Source organism: Microbacterium sp., assembly GCF_047606685.1.
Taxonomy (GTDB): Bacteria; Actinomycetota; Actinomycetes; order Actinomycetales; family Microbacteriaceae; genus Microbacterium.
On sequence record NZ_JASGEC010000005.1, the window covers coordinates 1 to 22,359 of the forward strand.

Consider the following 22,359-nt stretch of genomic DNA (forward strand, 5'->3'; position numbering starts at 1 on the left):
GCCTCTGCGGGGATGATCCCCACTCCGGCCCGAGGGTCCCGACTGTCGCACGGTGCTCCCCGCCTCTGCGGGGATGATCCCCGCGGGGACGTGACGGCGGGCTTGGTTCGGGCGTGCTCCCCGCCTCTGCGGGGATGATCCCGCGGCCCAGCCGAGCGGCGCGCGGCCGAGCACGTGCTCCCCGCCTCTGCGGGGATGATCCCCAGCCGATGACGGGAAGAACGACCCGGAGCGCAGCTTCGGGATCCGCAGCTCCAGGTCTCCGGCCGTGGTCGACACGGTCTTCGGGCGGCTGCCGTTGCGGACCGCGACTCGGTCGGTGGTGCGTTCGTAGGGAGCGGCGCCGATGAACGCGGCAGCTTCCGCGTCGATCAGCTCCTGGAACAGGGTCTCGGTCGCGACCCGGATGCGGTCGCTGACATCGGTGAGTTTCAGTTCCCCGAGGAGCTCGAGGAGGGCAGACTGGTCTAGAGCCATCGTGCTTTGTGTCTTCCTGTGAGTGACTTTGATCGGTACTCACTGACCATCGCACGATGGCTCACCAACGTCTACGACGTCGGCGACCCCGCCAGAATCTCCACCACTCCACGGGACGTCACCTCCGCACCCACTCGTGCTCCCCGCCTCTGCGGGGATGATCCCCACCGCGTCAAACGGGTGCAGTACCACGTCGAGTGCTCCCCGCCTCTGCGGGGATGATCCCACCCCCACGTCGTCTCTGATCCGCATGGAAATGTGCTCCCCGGAGCTCGGGACGGAGGCCAGGCCTGCAATCTTGCCGAGGTCGAGCGCGAGGCGCAGGATGTGGCGGCGCTGTGGCTAGATGTTCCTCGAGGGGCTGTGAGTGTCACCGTCGCTGTCCACGGACCACAACACGCGCTCGATGAGTGGGCTGCTGCTGAGCGAGACGAGGAGGAGGCCCGTCGAGCCCAAGCACGGGCGGCCGCACGGCGTCGGCGGGTTGTGCGCGAGCTTCGGAGGGAGAACTACAGCGCGCCCGACGTTGGTCGCGTCCTTGGCATCAGCAAGCAACGCGTCTACCAGATCGAGAAGGCCTCAGCTTGACGTTCAGCACTGAGCCCGAAGGTTCCACACTCGAGCCTCGTGCCTCCCTCGAGCACTCGCGCTATCGAAACCCGCAGTCGCGCGTGCGAGTCACACGCGCGACTGCGGGTTTCTGCCGCGCGACGCAGCACACGCCGACAGGAAACACGCGCGACTGCGGGTTTCTGTAGCGCGAAGCACGAGCGACAGCAGCCCAGCGCCGCCGCACAGGCATCCCTCCCGCGTCAGCGCTCGAGGCTCGACTTCTCCGCCATGCGCTGGGCGAGGCCCGCGTCGACCGGCTCCCCCGCGCGTTGCTGCCCGGGGTACGGGCGCGACCGGCGGCCGTACACGAGCTCGGAGGAGTCGAGCAGCCACGGCACGAGCGAGATCGACACCCCGTGCACGAGCATGAGCTGGTGCGCGAGGCGGCGTGCGCGCCGATTGTGCAGCAGGTTCTCCCACCAGTGGCCCACGATGTACTGCGGCAGGTAGACGGTCACGATCGACGGGCCGTGCGCGGCGCGGTACCGCGCGATGAACGCGGCCACGGGCCCGGAGTACGTGCGATACGGCGAGTCGATGATGACGAGGGGCACCGGCATCCCGTGCTCTTTCCACGCCTCTTCGAGCGCCGCTGTGTCGTCCTTCGCGACCGAGACGTGCACGGCGATCGTGGTGTCGTGGTGGGCGGCCAGCGCGTAGTCGACCGCCTTGATCACGGGCTTTTGCAGCCGGTTCACGAGGATCAAGGCGACATCGCCCGCCGCGCCGAAGTGGGTCGCGTCGTCGGCGCGGATCTCGTGCTCGACGTCGCGGTAGTACCGGTGCACTCCGATCATGAGCAGCGACAGCACGGGGATCGCGAGGAACACCAGCCACGCGCCGTGCGTGAACTTCGTCACGGTCACGACCGCGAGCACGAGCACGGTCAGCGCCGCGCCCACCGCGTTGATGACGAATCCCTTGCGCGCCTCGAGCACGTCGCGCCGCGCGGGCGGATTCGCGCGCGTGACCGGCGACAGCCCGCGCAGCCGCCGCAGTTCGCGGAGCCAGTGCCGGATCATGCCGACCTGCCCGAGCGAGAACGACACGAACACGCCGATGATGTACAGCTGGATGAGGTTCGTGAGCTTGGCCTGGTAGACCACCAGCACCACGGTCGCGATCGCCCCCAGGACGATCATGCCGTTCGAGTACACCAGGCGGTCGCCGCGCGTGCTGAGGGCCTTCGGCGCGTAGCCGTCGTGAGCGAGCACCGACCCCAGCAGCGGGAAGCCGTTGAACGCCGTGTTCGCCGCGAGCAGCAGCACGCACGCGGTCGCCGCCTGGACCACGAAGAACGGCGCCGAGCCCGCCCCGAAGGTGGCGGCGGCGACTTGGGCCATGAGGCTCGGCTGCACAGCGCCGCGGCAGTCGAAGCCGACCAGGTCGCACGGGTTCTCGGCATAGTGGACGCCCGACAGCAGGGCGAGCAGGGTCAGTCCGGAAAACAGCAGGATGGCGATGCCGCCCATCGCGGTGAGCGTCGCCTGCGCGTTGCGCACCTTCGGCCGACGGAACGCCGGCACGCCGTTCGACACCGCCTCGACGCCGGTCAGGGCAGAGCAGCCGCTCGAGAACGCGCGCAGCACGAGCAGGACCAGCGCCGCCTGCGAGAGCTCCTCGGCAGGGACGGAGTACGCGGCGCTCGAGGCGACGGGCGGGTCTCCCAGCATCCCGCGCACGAGGCCGACGACGATCATCACCGCGACCGACCCGATGAACAGATACGTCGGGATGGCGAAGGCCACCGACGCCTCGCGGACCCCGCGCAGGTTCACCAGGATGATGAGCACGACGCACCCGACCGCGAGCTCGACCCGCCACGGGTTCAGCTCCGGCAGCGCGGAGATGACGTTGTCGATTCCGGACGCGACCGACACGGCGACCGTCAGCACGTAGTCGACCAGGAGCGCGGATGCCACCACGACGCCGGGGATCTCGCCGAGGTTCACCCGCGCCACCTCGTAGTCGCCGCCGCCCGACGGGTACGCCTTGATCAGCTGCCGGTAGCTGAGCACGACGACCACGAGCACGACGACCACCGCGCCGGCGACCCACGGGCTGACCGACAGCATCGCCAGGCCCCCGACGAGCAGGATCATGACCAGCTCTTGCGGCGCGTAGGCGACCGACGAGAGGGCGTCGGAGGCGAAGATGGGCAGCGCCATCCGCTTTCTCAGAAGGTGCTCGTCAGCCTGCTCGGACGACAGCGGCGGGCCGATCAGGATGCGTTTGGCGGTCGGGGTTTCGGCGGCTCCCGGATCGGGACTCTCGCTCATCACGCCCGGCGACATTACGCCTGCCGGGGTGGCCGCGCAATGGGCCTACGCGAGGAACTCGCGCGCGGCCACGACCAGGGCCTCGACACCCCGCTCGAGCGTGGGATGGACCACCGGGGCGAACAGCGGCGAGTGGTTGGTCGGGATGTCGCGCTCGACCGTGCCGGCGGCGACGGCGTCCGCGTACGCCGTCGGGTCGACGCCGCCCCAGAACCAGAACACGAGCGGGGCGCCCGACTCGCGCGCGAACCACGAGACATCCTCGCTGCCGGTGAACATGCCGGGGTCGATCACCGCCCCCTCGCCGAACGCCCGCCCGAACGCCGACACGAGCCGCGCGGTCGAATCGGGGTCGTTGATCGTCGGCGGCAGCGTGTGGTCGGTGACGATCGTGGGCGGCTCCTCCGCGCCGGATGCCTCGGCTTCGGCGCGCACGACGCGCTCGACCTTGCCCAGCACGCGCTCGCGGGCCTCGTCGTTGGGGTAGCGCAGGCTCAGCTCGAGCTTGGCCTCGGCCGGGATGATGTTGTTCTTCAGGCCGGCGTGGATCGAGCCCACGGTGACCACCGCGACATCCCGCGGGTCCACTTCGCGCGACACGACGGTCTGCAGCCGCATGACGGTGGCCGCCGCCATGACGATCGGGTCGATCGTGGCGTGCGGGCGCGAGCCGTGGCCGCCGCGGCCGAACATGGTCACGGTCAAGCCGTCGGACGCGGCCATCTGCGTGCCCGCGCGCACGCCGAACACGCCCGCCGGCAGCGGAGTCACGTGCTGGCCGAGCACGATGTCGGGCCGCGGGAACCGCTCGAGCACGCCGTCGGCGATCATCGCCTGCGCGCCCGCGCCGTGCTCCTCGGCGGGCTGGAACACCGCCACGATCGTGCCCGACCATGCGTCTTTCTCGTCGACGAGCCGCTCCAGCGCGCCGAGCAGGCAGGTCACGTGCATGTCGTGGCCGCACGCGTGCATCACGGGCACGTCGTTGCCGGCAGGGTCGATCCCGCGGGCCGTGCTCGCGTAGGCCAGCCCGGTCTGCTCGGGGACGGGCAGGGCATCCATGTCGGCGCGCAGCCACACGGTCGGCCCCTCGCCGTTGCGCACGACCGCGGCGACGCCGGTGCGCCCGATGCCCTCCTCGAACTCGATGCCCAACTCGGCGAGCTTCGCCGTGACGACGCCGGCGGTGCGGGTCTCTTGGAAGGAGAGTTCGGGATGCCTGTGCAGGTCGATGTAGAGAGACTCGAGGTCAAGCGCCATGGCGTCGAGCCTAGCCCCGCCCGACAACCGGGCGGGCGCAGCGCCCTGCACGCTGGCCCGCCCGGTCGGCTCGGTGCCCGGTCGGCTCAGTGGTCGCCGCGCGGATCCTTCGCGCGCGTGCCCTCGGTGCGCGTGTCCGGCTCGTAGGACTCGGCGGTGAGCTCGCCGCCCTCCTGCAGCACGTCGATCTCCGTCGGCTGCACCTGCAGCGGCGGAGCGGCCGCGAGGTTGTCGGGCTCGTCCGGCGTGCCCGGCAGGAACACGTTGAAGAACAGGTTCAGCAGCACAGCCACGATCGCCGCCGAGCTGATGCCCGAGTGGAAGATCGTCACGAACCAGGTCGGGAACGCGTGCCAGAAGTCCGTCGACACGACCGGGATCAACCCGAACGCGAGCGAGGCCGCCACGATGACGAGGTTGTTGTTGCCCTGGTACGAGACCTTCGACAGCGTGCGCACGCCACTGGCGGCCACCGAGCCGAACAGCACGATGCCGGCGCCGCCGAGGACGGGCCCGGGGATGAGGCTGAACACCGCGGACGCCATCGGCGACAGGCCGAGCAGCACCAGGACGATGCCGCCCGCGGCCACCGCGAAGCGGCTCTTGATGCCGGTCAGCGCGACCAGTCCCACGTTCTGCGCGAACGCGGACGCCGGGAACGCGTTGAACAGCGGCGCGATGAGCGACGCGCCCATGTCGGCGCGCAGGCCGTTGCCGACGCGGCGCGCGTCGACCTTCGTGCCGACGACTTCGCCGACCGCGAGGATGTCGGCCGTGGTCTCGACCATGATGACGAGCACGACGATCAGCATCGAGATGATCGCGCCGATCTCGAACAGCGGCACACCGAACGCCAGCGGCTGCGGGAACGCGAACGGAGCCGCGGCGCCGACCGTGGAGACGTCGACCTTGCCCAGGGCAAGCGCGACGATCGTGCCGATTGCCAGGCCGAGCAGCACCGCGAGGCGCGAGAGCACCTGGATCTTGCTCAGCACGATCACGATGAGGAAGGTGAACAGCGCGAGCCCGATGTTCTCGATCGATGCGAAGTCCGGGTTCTCGACGAGCTGGCCGTCGACGGTGATCGTGGCTTGGCCGGTGATCCAGCCCGCCGCGACGGGCATCAGCGACAGTCCGATGACGGTGATGATCGACCCGGTCACGACGGCGGGGAAGAACCTCACGACGCGCGCGAAGAACGGGGTGATCACGAGTCCGATCGCGGCCGCCGCGATGATCGCGCCGAACACGTGCTGCATGCCCTCCTTGCCGTCGTCGCCGATGATGGCGAGGATCGTCGACACGGCCGCGAACGACGTGCCCTGCACGAGCGGCAGCTGGGAGCCGAAGTAGGGCACTCCCAGTGTCTGCAGGAGGGTGGCCAGGCCGCTCACGAACAGGCCGCACGCCACGAGCAGCGCCTTGTCGGCGGCCTCCAGGCCCGCGGCGCCGCCCACGATGAGCGGGACGGCGATGACGCCGCCGAACATGGCGAGGATGTGTTGGATGCCGTACCCGAATGTGGGGCCGAGGCCGAGGCGCGCGTCCTCGGGGCGGCCAGTCTTGGACGAATCGGAGGTGGTACTTGGGGTGGTGCTGGTGGTGCGAGGCATTTCAGCTCCTTGAAGGAAGGCGCCCGCCGCCGGGGCGGCGGGCGTGGGGGGATCAGATGAAGGTCGGGATGTCGACCCATGCGTCCGGCGCCGGCTCCACGCCGTCGCGCACGATGGTGCCTTCGATGAGCCCGTACGGGCGGTCGGCCGCGATGAAGACCTCGTTGGGGTTCTCGAGGCCGAACGGCGACAGGTCGTAGACGAAGTGGTGCTTGTTCGGCATCTGGAACTTGACCTCGGCGATCTCGGGCCGGGCGGCGATCGCGGCCTTGCCCATCTCGAAGAGGGTCTGCTGCAGCGCCAGCGAGTGCACCGTCGCGAAGGTCGACAGCAGGATCGCGGACACCTCGGAGTACAGGCCGTTGTAGTCGATGCCCGCCTCGACCGCCTCGGGCAGGAAGCGCCAGCGGCCGGTGACCGAGGTCGCCATGATGCGGTCGTTGGTCTCAACGAGGGTGGTGTACTTGTCGCGGGGGAATCCGGCGAACTCGCTGCCGGTGGACTTCAGGACCGTGAGGTCTTTGACCCCGCCCGTGACGTGGGTCTGCCCGTCCTGCTTCGTGACGGTCGCAAGGCGCGTGCCCTGCCCCTTGCGCACGAAGGAGTGGTCGTGGCCGACGCCGTCGACCAGGATGCGGTCCCACTCGTACTGCTCGGCCTGCCACACGCCGCCTTCGATCCACTCGAACGACGACACGAAGTGCTCGCCGAGGGTGAGCAGGTACTCCTCGGGGGAGGGGATGCCGTGCTCCTTCGCGAAGGCGAACGCGGTGTTCTTCTGCGTGTCGGTGGCCACGACCAGGCTGTTGTCGCCCGCCAGGTACGAGTCCACCAGGGCCGCGCCGCGCAACTGCGAGGTGACGTTGAGGTCGATGATCTCGTGCCGCGGGGTGTCGCGCACGATGCGCACGACGCGGTTCTCGGCCTTTCCGTACTTGTTGGCTCCCAGCGTGACGCTTACGTCTGTCATTATTCAGCTCCTGTGTCGGTTTCCAGAGGTGTTGCTGTTTTGTGAAGCTATGCCTTAAGCCCTCCCCGGGGGTTGCGGGGAGATTAAAGTGCTGTTTCGTCTGTTACGGGATGCCGGGAACGACGCCTTTTACACTGAGTCGTCCGGCATTGTCGACGGAGAGGGAGGGCAGCGTGACCGATCGATCCGTTCCCGCGTCCGCGATCGGGGCCCGGCTGCGGCAGTTGCGGATGGACTCCGGCACGTCGCTGCGCACCGTCGCCGAGGCCGTGGGCATCTCTTCCAGCGCGCTGTCGCAGATCGAGACGGGGGCGATGCAGCCGTCCGTGAACCGGCTGATCGAGATCGTCACGGTGCTGCATGTGCCGGTGTCGGCCATCTTCGACGACCACGACGTGCTGCGGCCCGTGGATCTCGGCCCGGGCGCGGCATCCGAGCCGCTGCCGGGGGTCGCCGTCTCCACCGCAGGAACGGCGTCGGAGACGGTGCTCGGGCAGGGCGTCGTGTACCGGCGGCTCACCCCCGTGCGATTGGAGGGCGTCGACCTCTTCGAGACCGTCTACCCGCCGTCGACCTCGTCCAGCGTCGACGGCGCGATGCTCGTGCACGAGGGCTACGAGGCGGGGCGCGTCGTCAGCGGCACGCTGTCGTTCGAGTTCACCGAGGGCACGATCGAGCTCGGCCCCGGAGACTCGCTGTCGTTCTGGGCCACGCGGCCGCACCGCGTCGTCAACGCGTCGGCCGACACGACGGCCGTCGCGATCTGGTTGACGCTGCGCGGCTCGCGCGAGCCCGGGCGCCCCGAGGCCTGAGCACCCGGCCCGGCGCGTTCGTCCCCGCCGTCCGCGCGAAGGTGGCGGGTTGCGCCGCATCCCTTCTCCTGATGCGGCCACGCGTGCCACCTTCGTCGCCGGCCAGCGGGCCCCGACGGCTCGCGCGAGCCGCGCGACGAGGGTCAGCTGCCGCGGTAGGTCGAGTACGCGAAGGGGCTCAGCAGCAGCGGCACGTGGTAGTGCGGGGCGTCGGCGACCGTGAACGCGATGCCCACACGCGGGTAGAACGCGGGCACGCCGCGGGCCGCGAAGTACGCGCCGGTGTCGAACGCGAGCTCGTACTCGCCCGGGTCGAGCACGTCGGGGCCGAGCGCGAGTCGGCCGTCGGCGTCCGTCGTGCCGCTGTCGACCACCTCGCCGGCTGCCGTGGCCAGCGCGACGGCGACGCCCGCCGCGGGCGCCCCGGTGGACGCGTCCAGAACGTGCGTTGTGAGATGTTTCGTCATCGGTTCTCCTCCGGTCCGATCGTCCCGCGCAGACGCAGCACGGCAATCTCCGCCAGTTGGGTGGTGGCCTCGACAGTCTCCGCGTCCGGTTCGTTGGCCAGCCGGCGCTCGAGCTCGGCGAGCATCTCCTCCGGCGTGCGGCCCGCCGCGCGGATGAGGAACACGCGCCCGAAGCGCTCCTCGTAGGCGGCGTTTCCCGCCGCCAGGCGCGCGACGACGTCGCCCGCGGCGGACGACATGGATGCCTGCTCCCGCTGCGACGCGGCGGCCTCCGCTCCACTGCCGGCCGGCCGCTCGCCGATGCGCGGATGGTGGGCGAGGGCGGCATCCAACTCGTCCGCTTCCCACGACGCGGCGAGCTCCGCGGCGCGATTCGCCAGCTCGGCGACCGAGGGGTACGGTCGGCCGCCGACCACGGCGTCGACCCAGGTGGGCACTGCCGCCCAGACCGAGACCGTCGCGGCGGCGTCGGCGGCATCCGCGTCGTTGAACTCGTCGAGAGTCATTGTCATGCGTTCATCCTCACGGGCGTCGACGGGCTCGCGCCACTGTCGGAAACGACGGTCACAAAGGCGTTACAGGCCGGAAACCCAGCACGTCTGCTTAAGCAATAGCTTTACATCATGCCCCGCTCGCGTTTCGCCATCCGCGCCGGACAGGCCTTCGTCGGCGGGGCCTTCCGACCCGCGGTCGTCGTCATCGAGGCGGGGAGAGTCGTCGACATCCTGGATGGCGCGCGCACGACGCCCGCGCGCACCCGCGTCGTCACAGTGCCCGACGACGCGGTGCTTCTGCCCGGGCTTGTCGACGCGCATGTGCACGTCAACGAGCCCGGCCGCACGGAGTGGGAGGGCTTCCGCAGCGCGACCCTCGCCGCGGCCGCCGGCGGCGTGACCACGCTCGTGGACATGCCGCTGAACTCCATCCCCCCGACGACGACGGTGGACAACCTCGAGGTCAAGCGCCGCGCCGCCGCGCCGTCCGCGTTCATCGACGTCGGCTTCTGGGGCGGGGCGGTGCCCGAGAACCTCGGCCGCCTCCGGCCTCTGCACGAGGCCGGAGTGTTCGGGTTCAAGTGCTTCCTCGCGCCGTCGGGCGTCGACGAGTTCGGGCACCTCGACCAGGCGCAGCTGGAGGCGGCGATGGAGGAGGTCGCCGCCCTCGGCTCGCGCCTGATCGTGCACGCCGAGGATCCCGAGCTGCTGACCGGCGGCGGCGAGCTCGGGCGCGCGTACGCGGGCTTTCTCGCGTCGCGCCCGCCGGCGAGCGAGCAGTCGGCGATCGGTGCTGTTATCGCCGCGGCGCGGCGCACCGGGGCGCGCGCGCACATCCTGCACCTGAGCAGCGCGGACGCGCTGCCGGCGATCCGGCAGGCGAAGGAGGATGGCGTCGCCCTCACCGTGGAGACGTGCCCGCACTACCTGACCTTCGCCGCCGAGGACGTGCCGGACGGCGCGGGCGAGTTCAAGTGCTGCCCGCCGATCCGCGACGGCGCGAACAGCGACCGGTTGTGGGCCGCCGTCGCCGACGGCACGATCGACGCGATCGTCAGCGACCACTCGCCGAGCACCGTCGACCTCAAGCGCGCGGGGCACGGCGACTTCGGCCTGGCGTGGGGCGGCATCTCCGGGCTGCAGCTCGGGCTCTCGGCGGTGTGGACCGAGGCGCGCCGCCGCGGCATTCCGCTGGAACGGCTCATTCCGCTGTTCACCACGGGCCCGGCGCGCGTGGCGGGGCTGGACGGACTGGGCGAGCTCGCCGTCGGCGCGCCCGCGCACCTCACCGTGTTCGGCGTCGACGACCCGCTGCTCGTGCGCGCGAAGGACCTGCTGCACCGCAACCCGATCACGGCGTACGACGGCAAGCTGCTCACCGGCCGTGTGCGCCGCACGTGGCTGCGCGGCGTGTCGATGTTCGACGTCAGCGAGGGCGGTGCGGGCGAGGCGCCGCGGTTCCGCGGGCCCGCACGCGGAGAGCTGCTCGTCGCCCGCGGCCCGGTGGCGGCGCGGGAGCTGGCGCGGGTGGCGGCGCGATGAGCGCTGCCGCGAAGGCCGGCTCGCTCGCGCCGGCGCTCGACATCCTGCAGCCCGGCGCCGGACCCGTGCCCGGCGACCACTACCTGCCGGCCACGCCGCGCACCGTGCTGTGGGGGCGGCTGCCGTGCGCGGCCGACGCGCCGGTGTTGACGGTCGCGCCGGGCGACACCGTCACGGTCGACACCGTGAGCCACGAGGGCATCCTGGAAGACCAGGGCAAAGACCCGGTCGCGTACTTCGGCGGGCACGGCGTGGCGCCGGACGGCGTGCTCTCCGACGCGATCGAGATCGCCGCCGCGCTCTCCCGCTACCCCGAGCGCGACGGCCCGCACGTGGTCACGGGCCCGATCCGCGTTGCCGGCGCGGCGCCCGGCGACCTGCTGCGGATCACCGTCGTCGCCCTCGAGCCGCGCGTGCCGTACGGTGTCATCTCGAACCGGCACGGCCGTGGCGCGCTCCCCGGCGAGCTGCCCCGCCATCCCGGCCCGGTGAGCGTGTTCACGCCGGTGCAGCGCCGACCGCACGGCCTGGTGGGCGTGCTGCCGCTCGTCGACGGCGGGCCGCGCGCGGTCGAGTTCCCGCTCGCGCCGTTCCTCGGCACGATGGGAGTGGCCGTGCGCGGAGACGAGCGCCCGCACTCGGTGCCGCCCGGGCCGCACGGCGGCAACATCGACATCAAGCTGCTCACCGCCGGCGCCGAGCTCTACCTCCCGGTGCAGGTCGCCGGCGCGCTTGCCTACGTCGGCGACCCGCACTTCGCGCAGGGCGACGGCGAGGTCGCGCTCACGGCGCTCGAGGCATCCCTCCGCGCGACGCTGCGGTTCGACGTCGTGCCGCGCGCCGAGGCGCTCGCCGCGTTCGGCGACGTCGTCGGACCGCTCGCGCGCGCCGACGGGCACCTCGTGCCGACCGGCCTCGACCCCGACCTGGGCGCCGCGATGCGCGCGTGCGTGCGCGCCGCGCTGTCGCTGCTGCAGGCCCGGTACGGCATGGCGGAGCACCTCGCGTACGCGTACCTGTCCGCCGCAACCGACTTCGACATCTCGCAGGTCGTCGACATCGTGTGCGGGGTGCACGCGCGCATCCGCGAGGCGGACTTCGCCGGCATTCCCGCCCCCGGCGTGTTGCCCAGATCAGGGGATTTCGCCCAGTCAGGACGATCTGCGCCGAAGCATCCTGACCACGCCGAATATCCTGATCTGGGGAAACGCGAGGCGGCCCCGGCCGACGCCGAGCCCGACGCCGAGCCGCAGACAGAGGGGGCGATGGATGACTGACCCGACCGGCATGCCGGCCGACCTTCGTATGGCGTTCGAGGCATATGAGGCGGCGATCATGGCTGACGACCTCGACGCGCTCGACGCCGCGTTCGCGCCGGGACCCGACACGCTGCGCGGCGACGGCTCCGGCCTGCTCGTCGGCCACGACGCTATCTCGGCGTTCCGCGGCGCGCGCGGCGGGGTGCCGGCGCGGGCGATCGAGCGCATCGAGCACCGGCCGCTCGGCGACGACGCGGCGCTCGTCGTCTCCGTCTCGCGCTACCTCGGCGGCGGCACCGGACTGCAATCGCAGTTGTGGCAGCGGCTCGACGGCGTGTGGCGCATCACCGCCGCCCACGTCACGCCCCGCGCGCAGGCGCTCGACCGCTCGGTGTGGCGCACCGTCGGCGACCCGCTCTGGCAGGGAGCGTGGGAGGGGCCGCTCGCGGGCCTCACGGTCGCCGTCAAAGATGTCTTCGCCATCAAGGGATACCGGATCGGCGCGGGCAACCCCGCGTTCCTCGACAGCGCACGCCCCGAGGCGACGACCGCCCCGGCCGTGGCGGACCTGCTCCGCGCCGGCGCGTCGCTGCGCGGCATCGCCCGCACCGACGAGTTCGCGTACAGCATCGCCGGCGACAACCCGCACTACGGCACTCCCCCCAACGGCGCGCTGCCCGGGGCCCTGCCCGGCGGCTCGTCGAGCGGGCCCTCCTCCGCCGTCGCCACCGGCCAGGCCGCGATCGGTCTCGCCACCGACACCGCGGGCTCGATCCGGGTGCCCGCGTCGTACCAGGGGCTGTGGGGGCTGCGCACGACCCACGGGCTCGTGCCCCGGCAGGGGATGCTGCCGCTTGCCCAGTCGTTCGACACCGTCGGCTGGATCGCCCGCGACGGCGACACCCTGCAGCGGGTCGCCGACTGGTGCCTCAGCTACGACGGCTCCGAGTCGACCGAGCGCGTGTACGGCGCGTCCGGCGAGGACCTGCCGTGGCGATTCCGGGTGCCTGCCGAGATCGTCGACGCGGCCGAGCCCGACACCCGCCGGGCGTTCGACGCCGTCGTGGCGCGTCTCGCGCAGCACGGCGCCGATGTCGAGCCGATCGCGATCGGCCCGCTCGATGACTACCTCGCCCCGTTCCGTGTCGTCCAGGCCGCAGAGGCGTGGCGCAACAACGGCGACTGGGTGCGAGCGCATCCGGATGCCGTCGGCCCGGCGGTCGCGCAGCGGTTCCGGGACGCCGCGAAGGTCACCGCCGAGGACGAGACCGCTGCCCGCCGAGAGCTGGGCCGTCTGCGCGAGCGTCTGCGCGACCTCGTCGGCGACGCGGCGCTGCTGCTGCCGACCGTGCCCGGCCCGGCCCCGTTGCGCACGCGCTCGGGAGCGCACGTGGATGCCGTGCGCCTCGCGACGCTGCGCATGACCGCGCCCGCCGCCATCGGGGGCCTCCCGGCGGCGACCGTGCCGCTGCTCACCGTCCCCTCCACCCTCGGACCCGCTCCGGTCGGCGTGTGCGCCGTGTCGCGCGAGGGCACCGACATCGCGCTGGTGCGCCTCGCGCGCCGCATCCACTCCACGCTTTCCGATCCAGGAGACCTCGCATGACCACCGTTCCCGGCCCGATCGACCCGCCCCCGCGCCTGCTCATGGGGCCCGGGCCGATCTCGGCCTACCCGAGCGTGCTCCGCGCGATGTCCGCGCCCCTGGTGGGGCAGTACGACCCCTTCATGACCGCGGCGATGGCCGAGACGCAAGAGCTGTACCGCGGGGTGTGGGCCACGCGCAACGACGCGACGCTGCTCGTCGACGGCACGTCGCGCGCCGGCATCGAGGCGGCGCTGGTCTCGCTCGTGCGCCCCGGCGACCGCGTGCTCGTGCCCGTGTTCGGCCGATTCGGGCACTTGCTCGCCGAGATCGCCGAGCGCGCGCTCGCCGACGTGCACACGATCGAGGTCGAGTGGGGGCAGGTGTTCCCGGTGTCGGCGATCGAGGCGGCGATCGAGCGCGTGCGGCCGAGCCTGCTCGCGCTCGTGCAGGGCGACACCTCGACCACCATGAACCAGCCGCTGGACGAGATCGGCGCGGTCTGCGCGAAGCACGGCGTGCTGTTCTACTCCGACGCGACCGCGTCGCTGGGCGGCAACGACTTCGAGGCCGACGCGTGGGGGCTGGATGCCGCGACCGCCGGCCTGCAGAAGTGCCTCGGCGGGCCGTCCGGCTCGGCGCCGATCACCCTGTCCGAGCGGGCGGTCGAGGTGATCCGCTCCCGCGGCCGGGTGGAGGCCGGCATCCGCGAGGAGGGCGACCCCGCGGCATCCGACTTCGTGCGCTCGAACTATTTCGATCTCGGCATGATCCTCGACTACTGGGGCCCGCGCCGGCTCAACCACCACACCGAGGCGACCTCGATGCTGTACGCCGCGCGCGAGTGCGCCCGGCTCGTCCTGCAGGAGGGGCGCGACCAGGTCATCGCCCGGCACCGCCTCGCCGGCGCCGCGATGCTCTCCGGCGTGCGCGGGCTGGGCCTGGAGGTCTTCGGCGACGTCGCCCACAAGATGAGCAACGTCGTCGCGGTCGAGATCCCGGACGCAGTGCCGGGGGATGCCGCGCGCGCGGCGCTGCTGGACGACTTCGGCATCGAGATCGGCACGTCGTTCGGCCCGCTGCACGGGCGCGTCTGGCGCATCGGCACGATGGGCTACAACGCGCGCGAGGACGCGGTGCTGACGACGCTCGCCGGGCTCGAGGCCGTGCTGCGCCGCTTCGGCGCGCCGGTCGCCGCGGGCGGCGGCGTCGAGGCGGCGTCCGACGTGTACCGCGGGGCGCGCGAGTGACATCCCGCCTCCTCCAGGCAGATCACGGCCTGGTCGCGACAGCCGCGCGCCGGGTGATGGCCCGGTGCGACGAGCTTGCCCGCGTCACGGCGACGCCGGGCACGATCGAGCGGGTCTACCTCTCGCCCGAGCACGCGCGCGTCAACCGCCTCGCGGCGGAGTGGATGCGCGAGGCCGGCATGGTGGCGTGGCAAGACGCGGCGGGCAACCAGGTGGGCCGGATCGACTCCGACTTCGCCGGCGAGGCGCCCGCGCTCCTGCTCGGCTCGCACCTGGACACGGTGCTCGACGCGGGGCGTTTCGATGGCATCGTCGGGGTGCTGATGGCGCTCGAGGTGGTGCGCATGCTGCGCGTGCCGGGAGATGCCGGCAATCGCCCCCGGGTGCGCCTGCCGTTCGCGCTCGAAGTGGTCGCCTTCTCCGACGAGGAGGGCACGCGCTTCGGCAAGGCGCTGCTGGGCTCGTCGGCGCTGGCCGGCGCGTGGGACGACACGTGGTGGTCGCTGCAGGACGCCGACGGGACGACCCTGCGCGAGGCCTTCCTCGACTTCGGCCTCGACCCCGGCCGCATCGGCGAGGCGGCGCGCCGCCCCGGCGAGCTTGTCGGCTACCTGGAGGCGCACATCGAGCAGGGGCCCGAGCTCGACGACCGCGGCGAGCCGCTCGCCGTGGTCTCGTCGATCGCCAGCGCCCGCCGGTTCCAGCTGATCGTGGAGGGCGAGGCGAGCCACGCCGGCGGCACACCGTACGACCGCCGCCGCGACGCGCTGCTGGGCGCGAGCGAGGCGGCGCTCGCGATCGAGCGCGTCTGCCGCGCCGAGCACCACGTCATCGGCACGGTGGGCCAGCTCGAGGCGTTCCCCGGCGCGGTCAATATCGTCCCGGGTGAGGCGCGGCTGAGCCTCGACCTGCGCGGCGAGTTCGACGGCGAGCGCGACCGTGTGTGGCGCGGCATCGAGCGCGAGCTGGATGGCATCATGGGCCGCCGCGGGCTGCGCTGGCAGGCGCGGGAGGTGCACCGGGCGCCCGCCGTGTTCTGCGCGCCGCTCTTGCAGGACGTCGTGCGCGAAGGCATCCTGTCGGCCCTGCCCCCCGGCGCCGACGAGCCGGCGACGATCTTCAGCCGCGCGGGCCACGACGGCATGGCGATCGGGGCGATCGCGGATGTCGGGATGCTGTTCCTGCGCAACCCCGACGGCATCAGCCACCACCCCGACGAGGCGGTGAGCGCGGCGGATGTCGCGCTCGGCATCCGCGCTCTCGCCGAGGCCGTGCTACAGCTCGCCGCCGACCGGTGACGACGCCTCGACGACGACGTTCAGCGGCGGCTCGCCGCGCAGCATCCGCTCGATCTGCGCGCGCACGAGACGCGCGATCCGCGGGCGCATCGCGCTGGAGTCGCCGCCCACGTGCGGCGAGACCAGCACGCCGGGCAGCGCCCACAGCGGGTGGCCGGGCGGCAGCGGCTCGGGGTCGGTGACATCCAGCGCCGCGCGAATGCGCCCGCGCCGCACGTGGTCGACGAGAGCCTCCGTGTCGATGAGCGGGCCGCGGCCGACGTTCACGACGAGCGCGCCGTCGGGCAGGGCGGACAAGAACGCGTCGTCCACGATGTGCCTCGTGGCGGCGCCGCCGGGCAAAGTGAGGATGACGATTTCGGCGCTCGGCAGCAGCTCGGGCAGCTCGTCCACGCCGTGCACGCGCACGCCGTCCTCGTCGCGCGCGTGGCTGGCGACGTGCGTGAGCTCGACCTCGAACGGCGCGAGCCGGGCCGCGACCGCCTTGCCGACGCCGCCATGGCCGAGCACGAGCACGCGGCGGTCGGCGAGGCTCGGCGCGAATCCCGGCATCCATTCGCCGCGCTCTTGCGCGCGCGCGAACGCGGGCAGCCGCCGCTGCGCGGCCAGCGCCAGCGCGACCGCGAGCTCGGCGGTGGATGCCTCGTGCACACTCGCCGCGTTGGCGTACGCGTTGCCTGCCGGCAGCGTCGCGGGAATCTCCTCGTAGCCGATCGACTGGCCCTGCACGAGCCGGGCGCGCACGCCGTCGAGCCGGGCGAGCGCCGCGCCGGTGTTCATGTACGGCGGCACGACGATGTCGATCGCGTCACGCGGGGCGGGGCCGGTCATGTCCCACACCAGCACCTCGACGCCGTCGGGCACAGGGGCGAGGTCGTCGGCGAGTTGCTGGGTCGGCACGGAAACGATGAGCTTCGGGATGTCGGCAGCCACCGTTCGACGCTACCTCCCTGCGGGCCGTTCCGGGCGCCGCGCGGTAGCCGCAGCGACGAACGCGGTGACCGACCGTGCCGAGCCTCGCTTCGCGCGCCGAGACCCCGCTCTCGTGTCGAGACCCGGCCCGCGCGTCGAGACCCGCCTCTCGCGCCGAGACCCGCCTCTCGCGCTGAAACCCCGCGCGGCGGCGTGGGTTTGGACGCGGATGGTGGGTCTCGATGCGGCGAGGGGCATCATGCGCGAGACCCGCTTTGCGCGCCGAGACCCACCATCCGCGTCGAGACCTCGCTCTCGCGCTGAGACCCCGCGCGGCGGCGTGGGTTTGGGTGCGGATGGTGGGTCTCGGCGGGGATGGTGGGTGTCGGCGGGGATTGTGGGTTTGGGAGCGGCGGGTAGCCTCGAAGCCAACGAGGAGGCCGCGATGATTCCCGAGATCAACTACTGGGCCGTGCTGCTGTGCACGGTGGCGAGCATGGTGGTCGGGTCGGTCTGGTACACCCCGAAGGTGTTCGGCGACCGCTGGATGAAGCTCGCGAAGGTGACGCTGGCCGACACCCATCTCGCCGCGTGGCTGCCGATCCTCGTCTCGATCGTGCTGTCGTTCCTGCTGGCGTGGGTGCTCGCCGGCGCCGTGACGATCGCGTGGCATTTCTACGGCGGCGCCTTCCTCACGTCGGCGCTCGTGACCGCCGTGACGATGTGGGCAGGCTTCACCGCCGGCCGCATCATCGTGCACGACATCTTCGAGGGCCGGCCCACGGGGCTGACCGTCATGACCATCGCGCACGAGCTCGTCACAGTGCTCGCGATGGCGGTGATCATCGGCGTCTGGCCGCCGGCCGGCACCGTCTGACGGCGCGCCGGCACTTGCGCAAGACGCTCAGGCGGCGGCTGCGACCACGGCGGCGACCGCCGACGTGAAGAACGGCAGGCCGTCTTCGCCCGACCGCATCGCCGCGGGGGTGTCGGGCCCGAAGCCCGGCTCGGTGGCGTGCTCGGGATGCGGCATGAGCCCCACGACGTTGCCGCGCTCGTTCGTGATGCCGGCGATGTCGCGCAGCGATCCGTTCGGGTTGACGCCCAGGTAGCGGAATGCGACCAGGCCCTCGCCCTCGAGGCGGTCGAGCTGCGCCTCCGACGCGATGTAGCCGCCGTCGGCGTTCTTCAGCGGGATGACGATCTCCTGCCCTGCCGCGAAGTCGCTGGTCCACGCGGTGGACGCGTTCTCGACGCGCAGCCGCTGGTCGCGGCGGATGAACTGCTGGTGTGCGTTGCGGATGAGCCCGCCCGGCAGCAGCTCGGACTCGACGAGCATCTGGAAGCCGTTGCAGATGCCGAGCACCGGCATCCCCTTGCCCGCGGCATCCCGCACCTCGGCCATGATCGGCGCGAGCGCGGCGATCGCGCCCGCGCGCAGGTAGTCGCCGTAGCTGAATCCGCCCGGCAGCACGAGCGCGTCGACGCCGTCGAGGTCGTGCGAGCCGTGCCACAGCGCGACGGGCTCGGCCCCGGCGAGCCGGATGGCGCGGCGCGCGTCGCCGTCGTCGAGCGAGCCGGGAAAGGTGATGACCCCAATGCGGGTGGTCACGGGCGGCCTCCGGTGGGTTGAGTGGGCTGTTCCATGCTACGGCGCGCGGGCGGGGAGACACGCCGCGGCCGGGGTCGCTACGCTCGGTGCATGGCGGAGCGTGAGACGGCGGGCGAGGCGGTGACCGGGATGCTGCGGGCTCTCGCGATCTCGCTGCGAACCTCGGAAGGACCGCTGCGGCGCGACGAGTTCGACGCCGTGCACCAGACGCGCACCGTGGTGCGCCGGCTGCGCAGCATCCTGAAGGAGTACCGCGACGTGCTCGACCGGTCGTCCGCGACGGCGTGGCGGAAGCGGCTCAAGGTGTGGGGCGACGCGCTCGGCGAAGTGCGCGACGCCGAGGTGCGGGCGCGGGATGGCGACCTGATGCTCGCGCAGCTGCCGAGCGCGGTGGCCGACGCGTTGCGTCCGGCCGTCGTCGAGCCTGCGCAGGAGGCGTATCGCCGCGGGCACGACGACCTTCTCGCCCGGATTCGCTCGCAGGAGCACGAGCAGACGCTGCGCGAGTTCGAGCTGTTTGGCGACGCTCCCGACCTCGGCCTGTTGGCCGACCTGCCGGCGACGAACACCGTCGGCGACCTGCTCGTCGGGTCCGCTCGCGAGGCGGTGGACCGTGCGCCGTCGCGCCGCGAGCTGCGGATGATCCGGCGCGACCCCGATTCCGCGCTGGACGAGCTGCACCGGCTGCGCAAGCTCGCCCGCCGGGTGAGGTACGCGGCCGAGGCCGCCGTCGAGGCCGAGGCGTTTCGCCCCCGTGCCCGCCGCCGGGCGGAGAAGCTGGCGCTCGCCGCCAAGGCCGTGCAGGATGTGCTCGGCGACCATCGCGACGCCGTGCTGTTCGCGCACCACATCGAGGCGTGCGAAGCCGACGACGCGAAGGCGCTCGCCCGCATCGAGAAGCGCGCCCGGGCGCAGGCCGCGCGCACCATCAAGGGGCTGCGGCCCGCCGTGGCGGATCTGAAGTCGGCGGCTGCCGCGCTCGCCCGCGTCTGACGACGGCACGCCCCGGTCGTTGAGCGAGGCTCGGTCGTGGGGCGAGGCCCGCAAGGCCGAGACCCAGGTCGTTGAGCGAGGCCCGCAGGGCCGAGACGAAACGCACCGAGCCTTCGTGCGGCACCAGCCGCGTTTCGTCTCGCTTCGCTCGCTCAACGAGCGTCGCTCATCGACCGGTGCTCAGTCGACGACGTCGATCCCGACGACATCCTCGATCACCGAGTTCGACAGGATGTCGTCGGCCACCTGCCGCGCGGTGGCGAGCACCTCGTCGGTCACCTCGCCCTCGACGGCGAGCTCGAACCGCTTGCCGATGCGCACGCCGCTGAAGCCCTCGACGCCCAGGCGCGCGAACGCGCCGGCGACGGCCTTCCCCTGCGGGTCCAGCAGCTCGGCCTTGGGCATGACGTCGACGACGATGGTGGGCATTCGCGGGCTCCGGATGTCGCGGGCAGGGGTTCGCTCCAGTCTAGGCGCGTCAACTCCCCGACACGCGGCGAACCTTCGTCAGGCGGCCGACGCCGGCTACTCCGGCCGCGAGATCGTCTTGACCACGTGCGTCACCCCGGAACGCCCGTCGCGGACGAATGGATCGCCCTTGACGTCCTGGTCGTCCTTCTTGAGCATGAAGAACGCCCAGACACCCGCACAGATGACGACCCCCGCGATCACGAGGAAGGTGGGCTGGAAGCCGAGCGCGTCGCGGATGTAGCCGAAGGGCGTCGAGAACAGGGCGCTGCCCAGCTGCGCGGCGATCTCGAAGCCCACCATGTACAGCGTGGCGGAAAGCGCCGACGGGAAGTGCAGGGTGAGGTAGCGGAAGATGCCGAGCACGAACAGCGGCACCTCGATGGCGTGCAGCATCTTGACGGCGGAGACGACCACCGGATCGGTGAAGATGGCCGACCCGAAGATGCGGAACGCCATCACCGTGACGCCCATGAGCAGGATGTTCCGCACGCCGACTTTGCGCATGAGGAGCGGGACCAGCATCATGCAGAAGCCTTCGAGGAAGACCTGCGCCGAGTTCAGGATGCCGTAGGTGTGCAGGCCGATGTCCTCGTTGGGGAAGAGCCCTCGGTAGAAGTTCGGGAACATCTGGTTGTCGTAGAGGTTGTAGAAGGTCCAGCTGAAGATGACGAAGCCGATGATGACCCACAGGTGCTTGAACTTCAACACCGACGCGATCTCGCGCAACGTCGGCGCCGCCGGGTGCTCGCTGTGACCCGGTGCGAGCGGCACCTTGTCGGTCTTCCAGAAGACCTGGATCAGCAGGCTGACGATGCCCAGTGCTGATCCGATGTAGAAGTTGATGTGCGGGTTGATCGTGAAGATGAAGCCGGTGAACAGCGCGGCGACGGCGTAGCCGAGCGATCCCCAGCCGCGAGCGCTGCCGTAGGCGAACCCGTAGGTGCGGCTCAACCTCTCCGAGAATGCCTCCATCAGGCCCACGGCCGAGGTGTACCCGAACGGCAGGTAGATCGACCCGACGACGAGGCCCAGCACGAACGCGTTCTTCAGCAGCGGCTCGTAGAGGAGGATGGCGAACGGCGCGAGGCACGCCATCACGATGGATGCCGTGATGACGAGGTGGCGGCGCAGCACGAGGCGGTCTTGCGTCATGCCGTAGAACAGCAGCACCACGATCGAGGTGATCGAGTTCACCGAGTAGATCAGGCCGATCTCGCCGCCGCTGAGGCCGAGGGTCTTGTCCAGCCAGGTCGAGAAGAACGACCACCAGATGCCCCATGACGCGAAGAAGACGAAGAGCGTGGTCGAACTCTGCCAGTAGGCACCGTTCTTGAAGAATGACGCCATGCGGCGACCCCCTTTGGTCGTTGCTGAATCCTTTTAGCGCTAGAGAGGCTATCAATAGTCCCGACAAGATCGCAAGCCGCGTCGTCGTCGTGGTCAGCTCGGAACCGGCGACGCTCGCGCCGGTTCCGCGGCGCAGGCTCAGACGCGGCCGGCGAGGCGCTCGAGCAGTTCGCGATAGCGCGCCGCGGTCTGCGCGACGATCTCGGCGGGCAGCTCGGGCGGCGTGCCCTGCTTGTTCCAATGGGCGGCGAGCCAGTCGCGCACGATCTGCTTGTCGAAGCTCGCCATGCGCTCGTCGGGGGTCTCGCCGCCCGCCCATGCCGCGGCATCCCAGTACCGCGACGAGTCGCTCGTGAGCACTTCGTCGGCCAGGCGCAGCGTGCCTGCGGCATCCGTTCCGAACTCGAACTTCGTGTCGGCCAGGATCAGCCCGCGCTCCTCGGCGATCCGCGCCGCGCGCCGGTAGACCTCGAGCGACCGGTCGCGCAGCTCGGCCGCGCGCTCCGCCCCGACGAGCTCGACGGCCCGCTCGAACGAGATGTTCTCGTCGTGCTCGCCCAGCGGCGCCTTGTGGGCGGGGGTGAAGATCGGCTCGGGCAGGCGGTCGCCGTTGCCCAGGCCAGGAGGAAGAGGGATGCCGCACACGGCGCCGCTCGCACGGTACTCGACCCAGCCCGACCCGGTGAGATAGCCGCGCACGACGCATTCGATCGGCAGCATGTCGAGCTCGCGCACCACCATCGCGCGCCCCGCGGCCTCGGCGGGGGGCGCGGCGCCGGTGAGGTGGTTCGGGATGTCGGCCAGCTGGTCGAACCACCACAGGCTGAGCGTCGTCAGCAGCTCGCCTTTGCCCGGGATGCCGGGGGAGAGCACGTGGTCGAACGCGCTGACCCGGTCGCTCGCGACCACCAGCATCGCGCCAGCCCCTCCGGTTCCTGAGCCTGGGCCCCCGGTCCCTGAGCCTGGGCCCCCGGTCCCTGAGCCTGGGCCCCCGGTCCCTGAGCTTGTCGAAGGGCGATACAAGTCGCGCACCTTCCCCGAGTAGACGTGCTGCCAGCCGGGGAGGTCGAGGGGGGATGCCACCCGCCCATCATTCCAGACGCGTC

19 protein-coding genes are annotated in these 22,359 nt (G+C 71.6%); 8 read left to right on the plus strand and 11 right to left on the minus strand.

The genetic code is table 11. From position 1 onward, the window contains the following. Window positions 1-1,289: 1,289 nt before the first annotated feature. The 4 genes from QM611_RS00550 to pucL form a co-directional block, all read right to left on the minus strand. Window positions 1,290-3,368, minus strand: a complete 2,079-nt coding sequence (locus QM611_RS00550; protein WP_415077931.1) for an APC family permease — start codon at window positions 3,366-3,368, stop codon at window positions 1,290-1,292. A 45-nt stretch (window positions 3,369-3,413) separates the two neighbouring features. Beyond that, complete coding sequence (locus QM611_RS00555) at window positions 3,414-4,628, minus strand: amidohydrolase (protein WP_415077932.1); 1,215 nt, start codon at window positions 4,626-4,628, stop codon at window positions 3,414-3,416. A gap of 86 nt (window positions 4,629-4,714) precedes the next feature. Next, complete coding sequence (locus QM611_RS00560; protein ID WP_415077933.1) at window positions 4,715-6,241, minus strand: nucleobase:cation symporter-2 family protein; 1,527 nt, start codon at window positions 6,239-6,241, stop codon at window positions 4,715-4,717. Window positions 6,242-6,293: 52 nt separating this feature from the next. Continuing rightward, on the minus strand, window positions 6,294-7,211 hold the full coding sequence (pucL, locus tag QM611_RS00565) for a factor-independent urate hydroxylase (RefSeq protein WP_415077935.1): 918 nt from the start codon (window positions 7,209-7,211) through the stop codon (window positions 6,294-6,296). A gap of 173 nt (window positions 7,212-7,384) precedes the next feature. Here pucL and QM611_RS00570 point away from each other — a divergent pair, with 173 nt between their 5' ends. Further along, window positions 7,385-8,023, plus strand: a complete 639-nt coding sequence (locus QM611_RS00570) for a helix-turn-helix domain-containing protein (protein ID WP_415077937.1) — start codon at window positions 7,385-7,387, stop codon at window positions 8,021-8,023. A 143-nt stretch (window positions 8,024-8,166) separates the two neighbouring features. Here the strand turns inward: QM611_RS00570 and uraH are convergent, their stop codons facing one another. Then, a complete protein-coding gene (gene uraH, locus QM611_RS00575) occupies window positions 8,167-8,490 on the minus strand; it encodes a hydroxyisourate hydrolase (protein WP_415077938.1) in 324 nt (107 codons plus the stop codon). Next, window positions 8,487-9,002 carry a 2-oxo-4-hydroxy-4-carboxy-5-ureidoimidazoline decarboxylase gene (uraD, locus tag QM611_RS00580; protein WP_415077939.1) on the minus strand — a complete coding sequence of 172 codons (516 nt, stop codon included), beginning with the start codon at window positions 9,000-9,002 and terminating at the stop codon, window positions 8,487-8,489. Before uraD ends, uraH begins: the two co-directional genes overlap by 4 nt. Before the next feature lie 111 nt (window positions 9,003-9,113). Here uraD and allB point away from each other — a divergent pair, with 111 nt between their 5' ends. From allB to QM611_RS00605, 5 genes are read left to right on the plus strand one after another with little or no spacing between them, the layout of a single operon-like run. Then, window positions 9,114-10,526 carry an allantoinase AllB gene (gene allB, locus QM611_RS00585; protein WP_415077940.1) on the plus strand — a complete coding sequence of 471 codons (1,413 nt, stop codon included), beginning with the start codon at window positions 9,114-9,116 and terminating at the stop codon, window positions 10,524-10,526. Next, window positions 10,523-11,803, plus strand: coding sequence for an acetamidase/formamidase family protein (locus QM611_RS00590; protein WP_415077941.1), 1,281 nt, complete (start codon window positions 10,523-10,525; stop codon window positions 11,801-11,803). Before allB ends, QM611_RS00590 begins: the two co-directional genes overlap by 4 nt. Beyond that, window positions 11,796-13,391 (plus strand): AtzH-like domain-containing protein, encoded by a 1,596-nt coding sequence (locus QM611_RS00595; RefSeq protein WP_415077942.1) that lies wholly within the window; start codon window positions 11,796-11,798, stop codon window positions 13,389-13,391. The genes QM611_RS00590 and QM611_RS00595 overlap by 8 nt, the downstream gene beginning before the upstream one ends. Continuing rightward, the gene (locus QM611_RS00600) at window positions 13,388-14,620 is read left to right on the plus strand and encodes a pyridoxal-phosphate-dependent aminotransferase family protein (RefSeq protein WP_415077943.1); all 1,233 of its coding nucleotides are present in this window, start codon (window positions 13,388-13,390) and stop codon (window positions 14,618-14,620) included. Before QM611_RS00595 ends, QM611_RS00600 begins: the two co-directional genes overlap by 4 nt. A 56-nt stretch (window positions 14,621-14,676) precedes the next feature. Continuing rightward, a complete protein-coding gene (locus tag QM611_RS00605) occupies window positions 14,677-15,918 on the plus strand; it encodes a Zn-dependent hydrolase (RefSeq protein ID WP_415077963.1) in 1,242 nt (413 codons plus the stop codon). Here the strand turns inward: QM611_RS00605 and QM611_RS00610 are convergent. Further along, complete coding sequence (locus QM611_RS00610) at window positions 15,895-16,851, minus strand: 2-hydroxyacid dehydrogenase (RefSeq protein WP_415077944.1); 957 nt, start codon at window positions 16,849-16,851, stop codon at window positions 15,895-15,897. The two genes, QM611_RS00605 and QM611_RS00610, sit on opposite strands and share 24 nt — an antisense overlap. Before the next feature lie 424 nt (window positions 16,852-17,275). On the opposite strand from QM611_RS00610, the gene QM611_RS00615 reads away from it, so the two are divergent. Further along, complete coding sequence (locus tag QM611_RS00615) at window positions 17,276-17,707, plus strand: DUF1761 domain-containing protein (RefSeq protein ID WP_415077945.1); 432 nt, start codon at window positions 17,276-17,278, stop codon at window positions 17,705-17,707. 27 nt (window positions 17,708-17,734) lie between these two features. On the opposite strand, the gene purQ is transcribed toward QM611_RS00615, so the two are convergent. Next, on the minus strand, window positions 17,735-18,442 hold the full coding sequence (gene purQ, locus QM611_RS00620; RefSeq protein ID WP_415077946.1) for a phosphoribosylformylglycinamidine synthase subunit PurQ: 708 nt from the start codon (window positions 18,440-18,442) through the stop codon (window positions 17,735-17,737). Window positions 18,443-18,532: 90 nt separating this feature from the next. Between purQ and QM611_RS00625 the strand changes: the two genes are divergently transcribed. Then, on the plus strand, window positions 18,533-19,435 hold the full coding sequence (locus tag QM611_RS00625; RefSeq protein WP_415077948.1) for a CHAD domain-containing protein: 903 nt from the start codon (window positions 18,533-18,535) through the stop codon (window positions 19,433-19,435). 180 nt (window positions 19,436-19,615) lie between these two features. On the opposite strand, the gene purS is transcribed toward QM611_RS00625, so the two are convergent. From purS to QM611_RS00640, 3 genes are all read right to left on the minus strand, one after another. Beyond that, a complete protein-coding gene (gene purS / locus QM611_RS00630) occupies window positions 19,616-19,864 on the minus strand; it encodes a phosphoribosylformylglycinamidine synthase subunit PurS (RefSeq protein WP_415077949.1) in 249 nt (82 codons plus the stop codon). A gap of 96 nt (window positions 19,865-19,960) precedes the next feature. Beyond that, complete coding sequence (locus QM611_RS00635; protein WP_415077950.1) at window positions 19,961-21,253, minus strand: oligosaccharide MFS transporter; 1,293 nt, start codon at window positions 21,251-21,253, stop codon at window positions 19,961-19,963. 138 nt (window positions 21,254-21,391) lie between these two features. Next, window positions 21,392-22,336, minus strand: coding sequence for a phosphoribosylaminoimidazolesuccinocarboxamide synthase (locus tag QM611_RS00640; protein ID WP_415077951.1), 945 nt, complete (start codon window positions 22,334-22,336; stop codon window positions 21,392-21,394). Window positions 22,337-22,359: the final 23 nt, after the last annotated feature.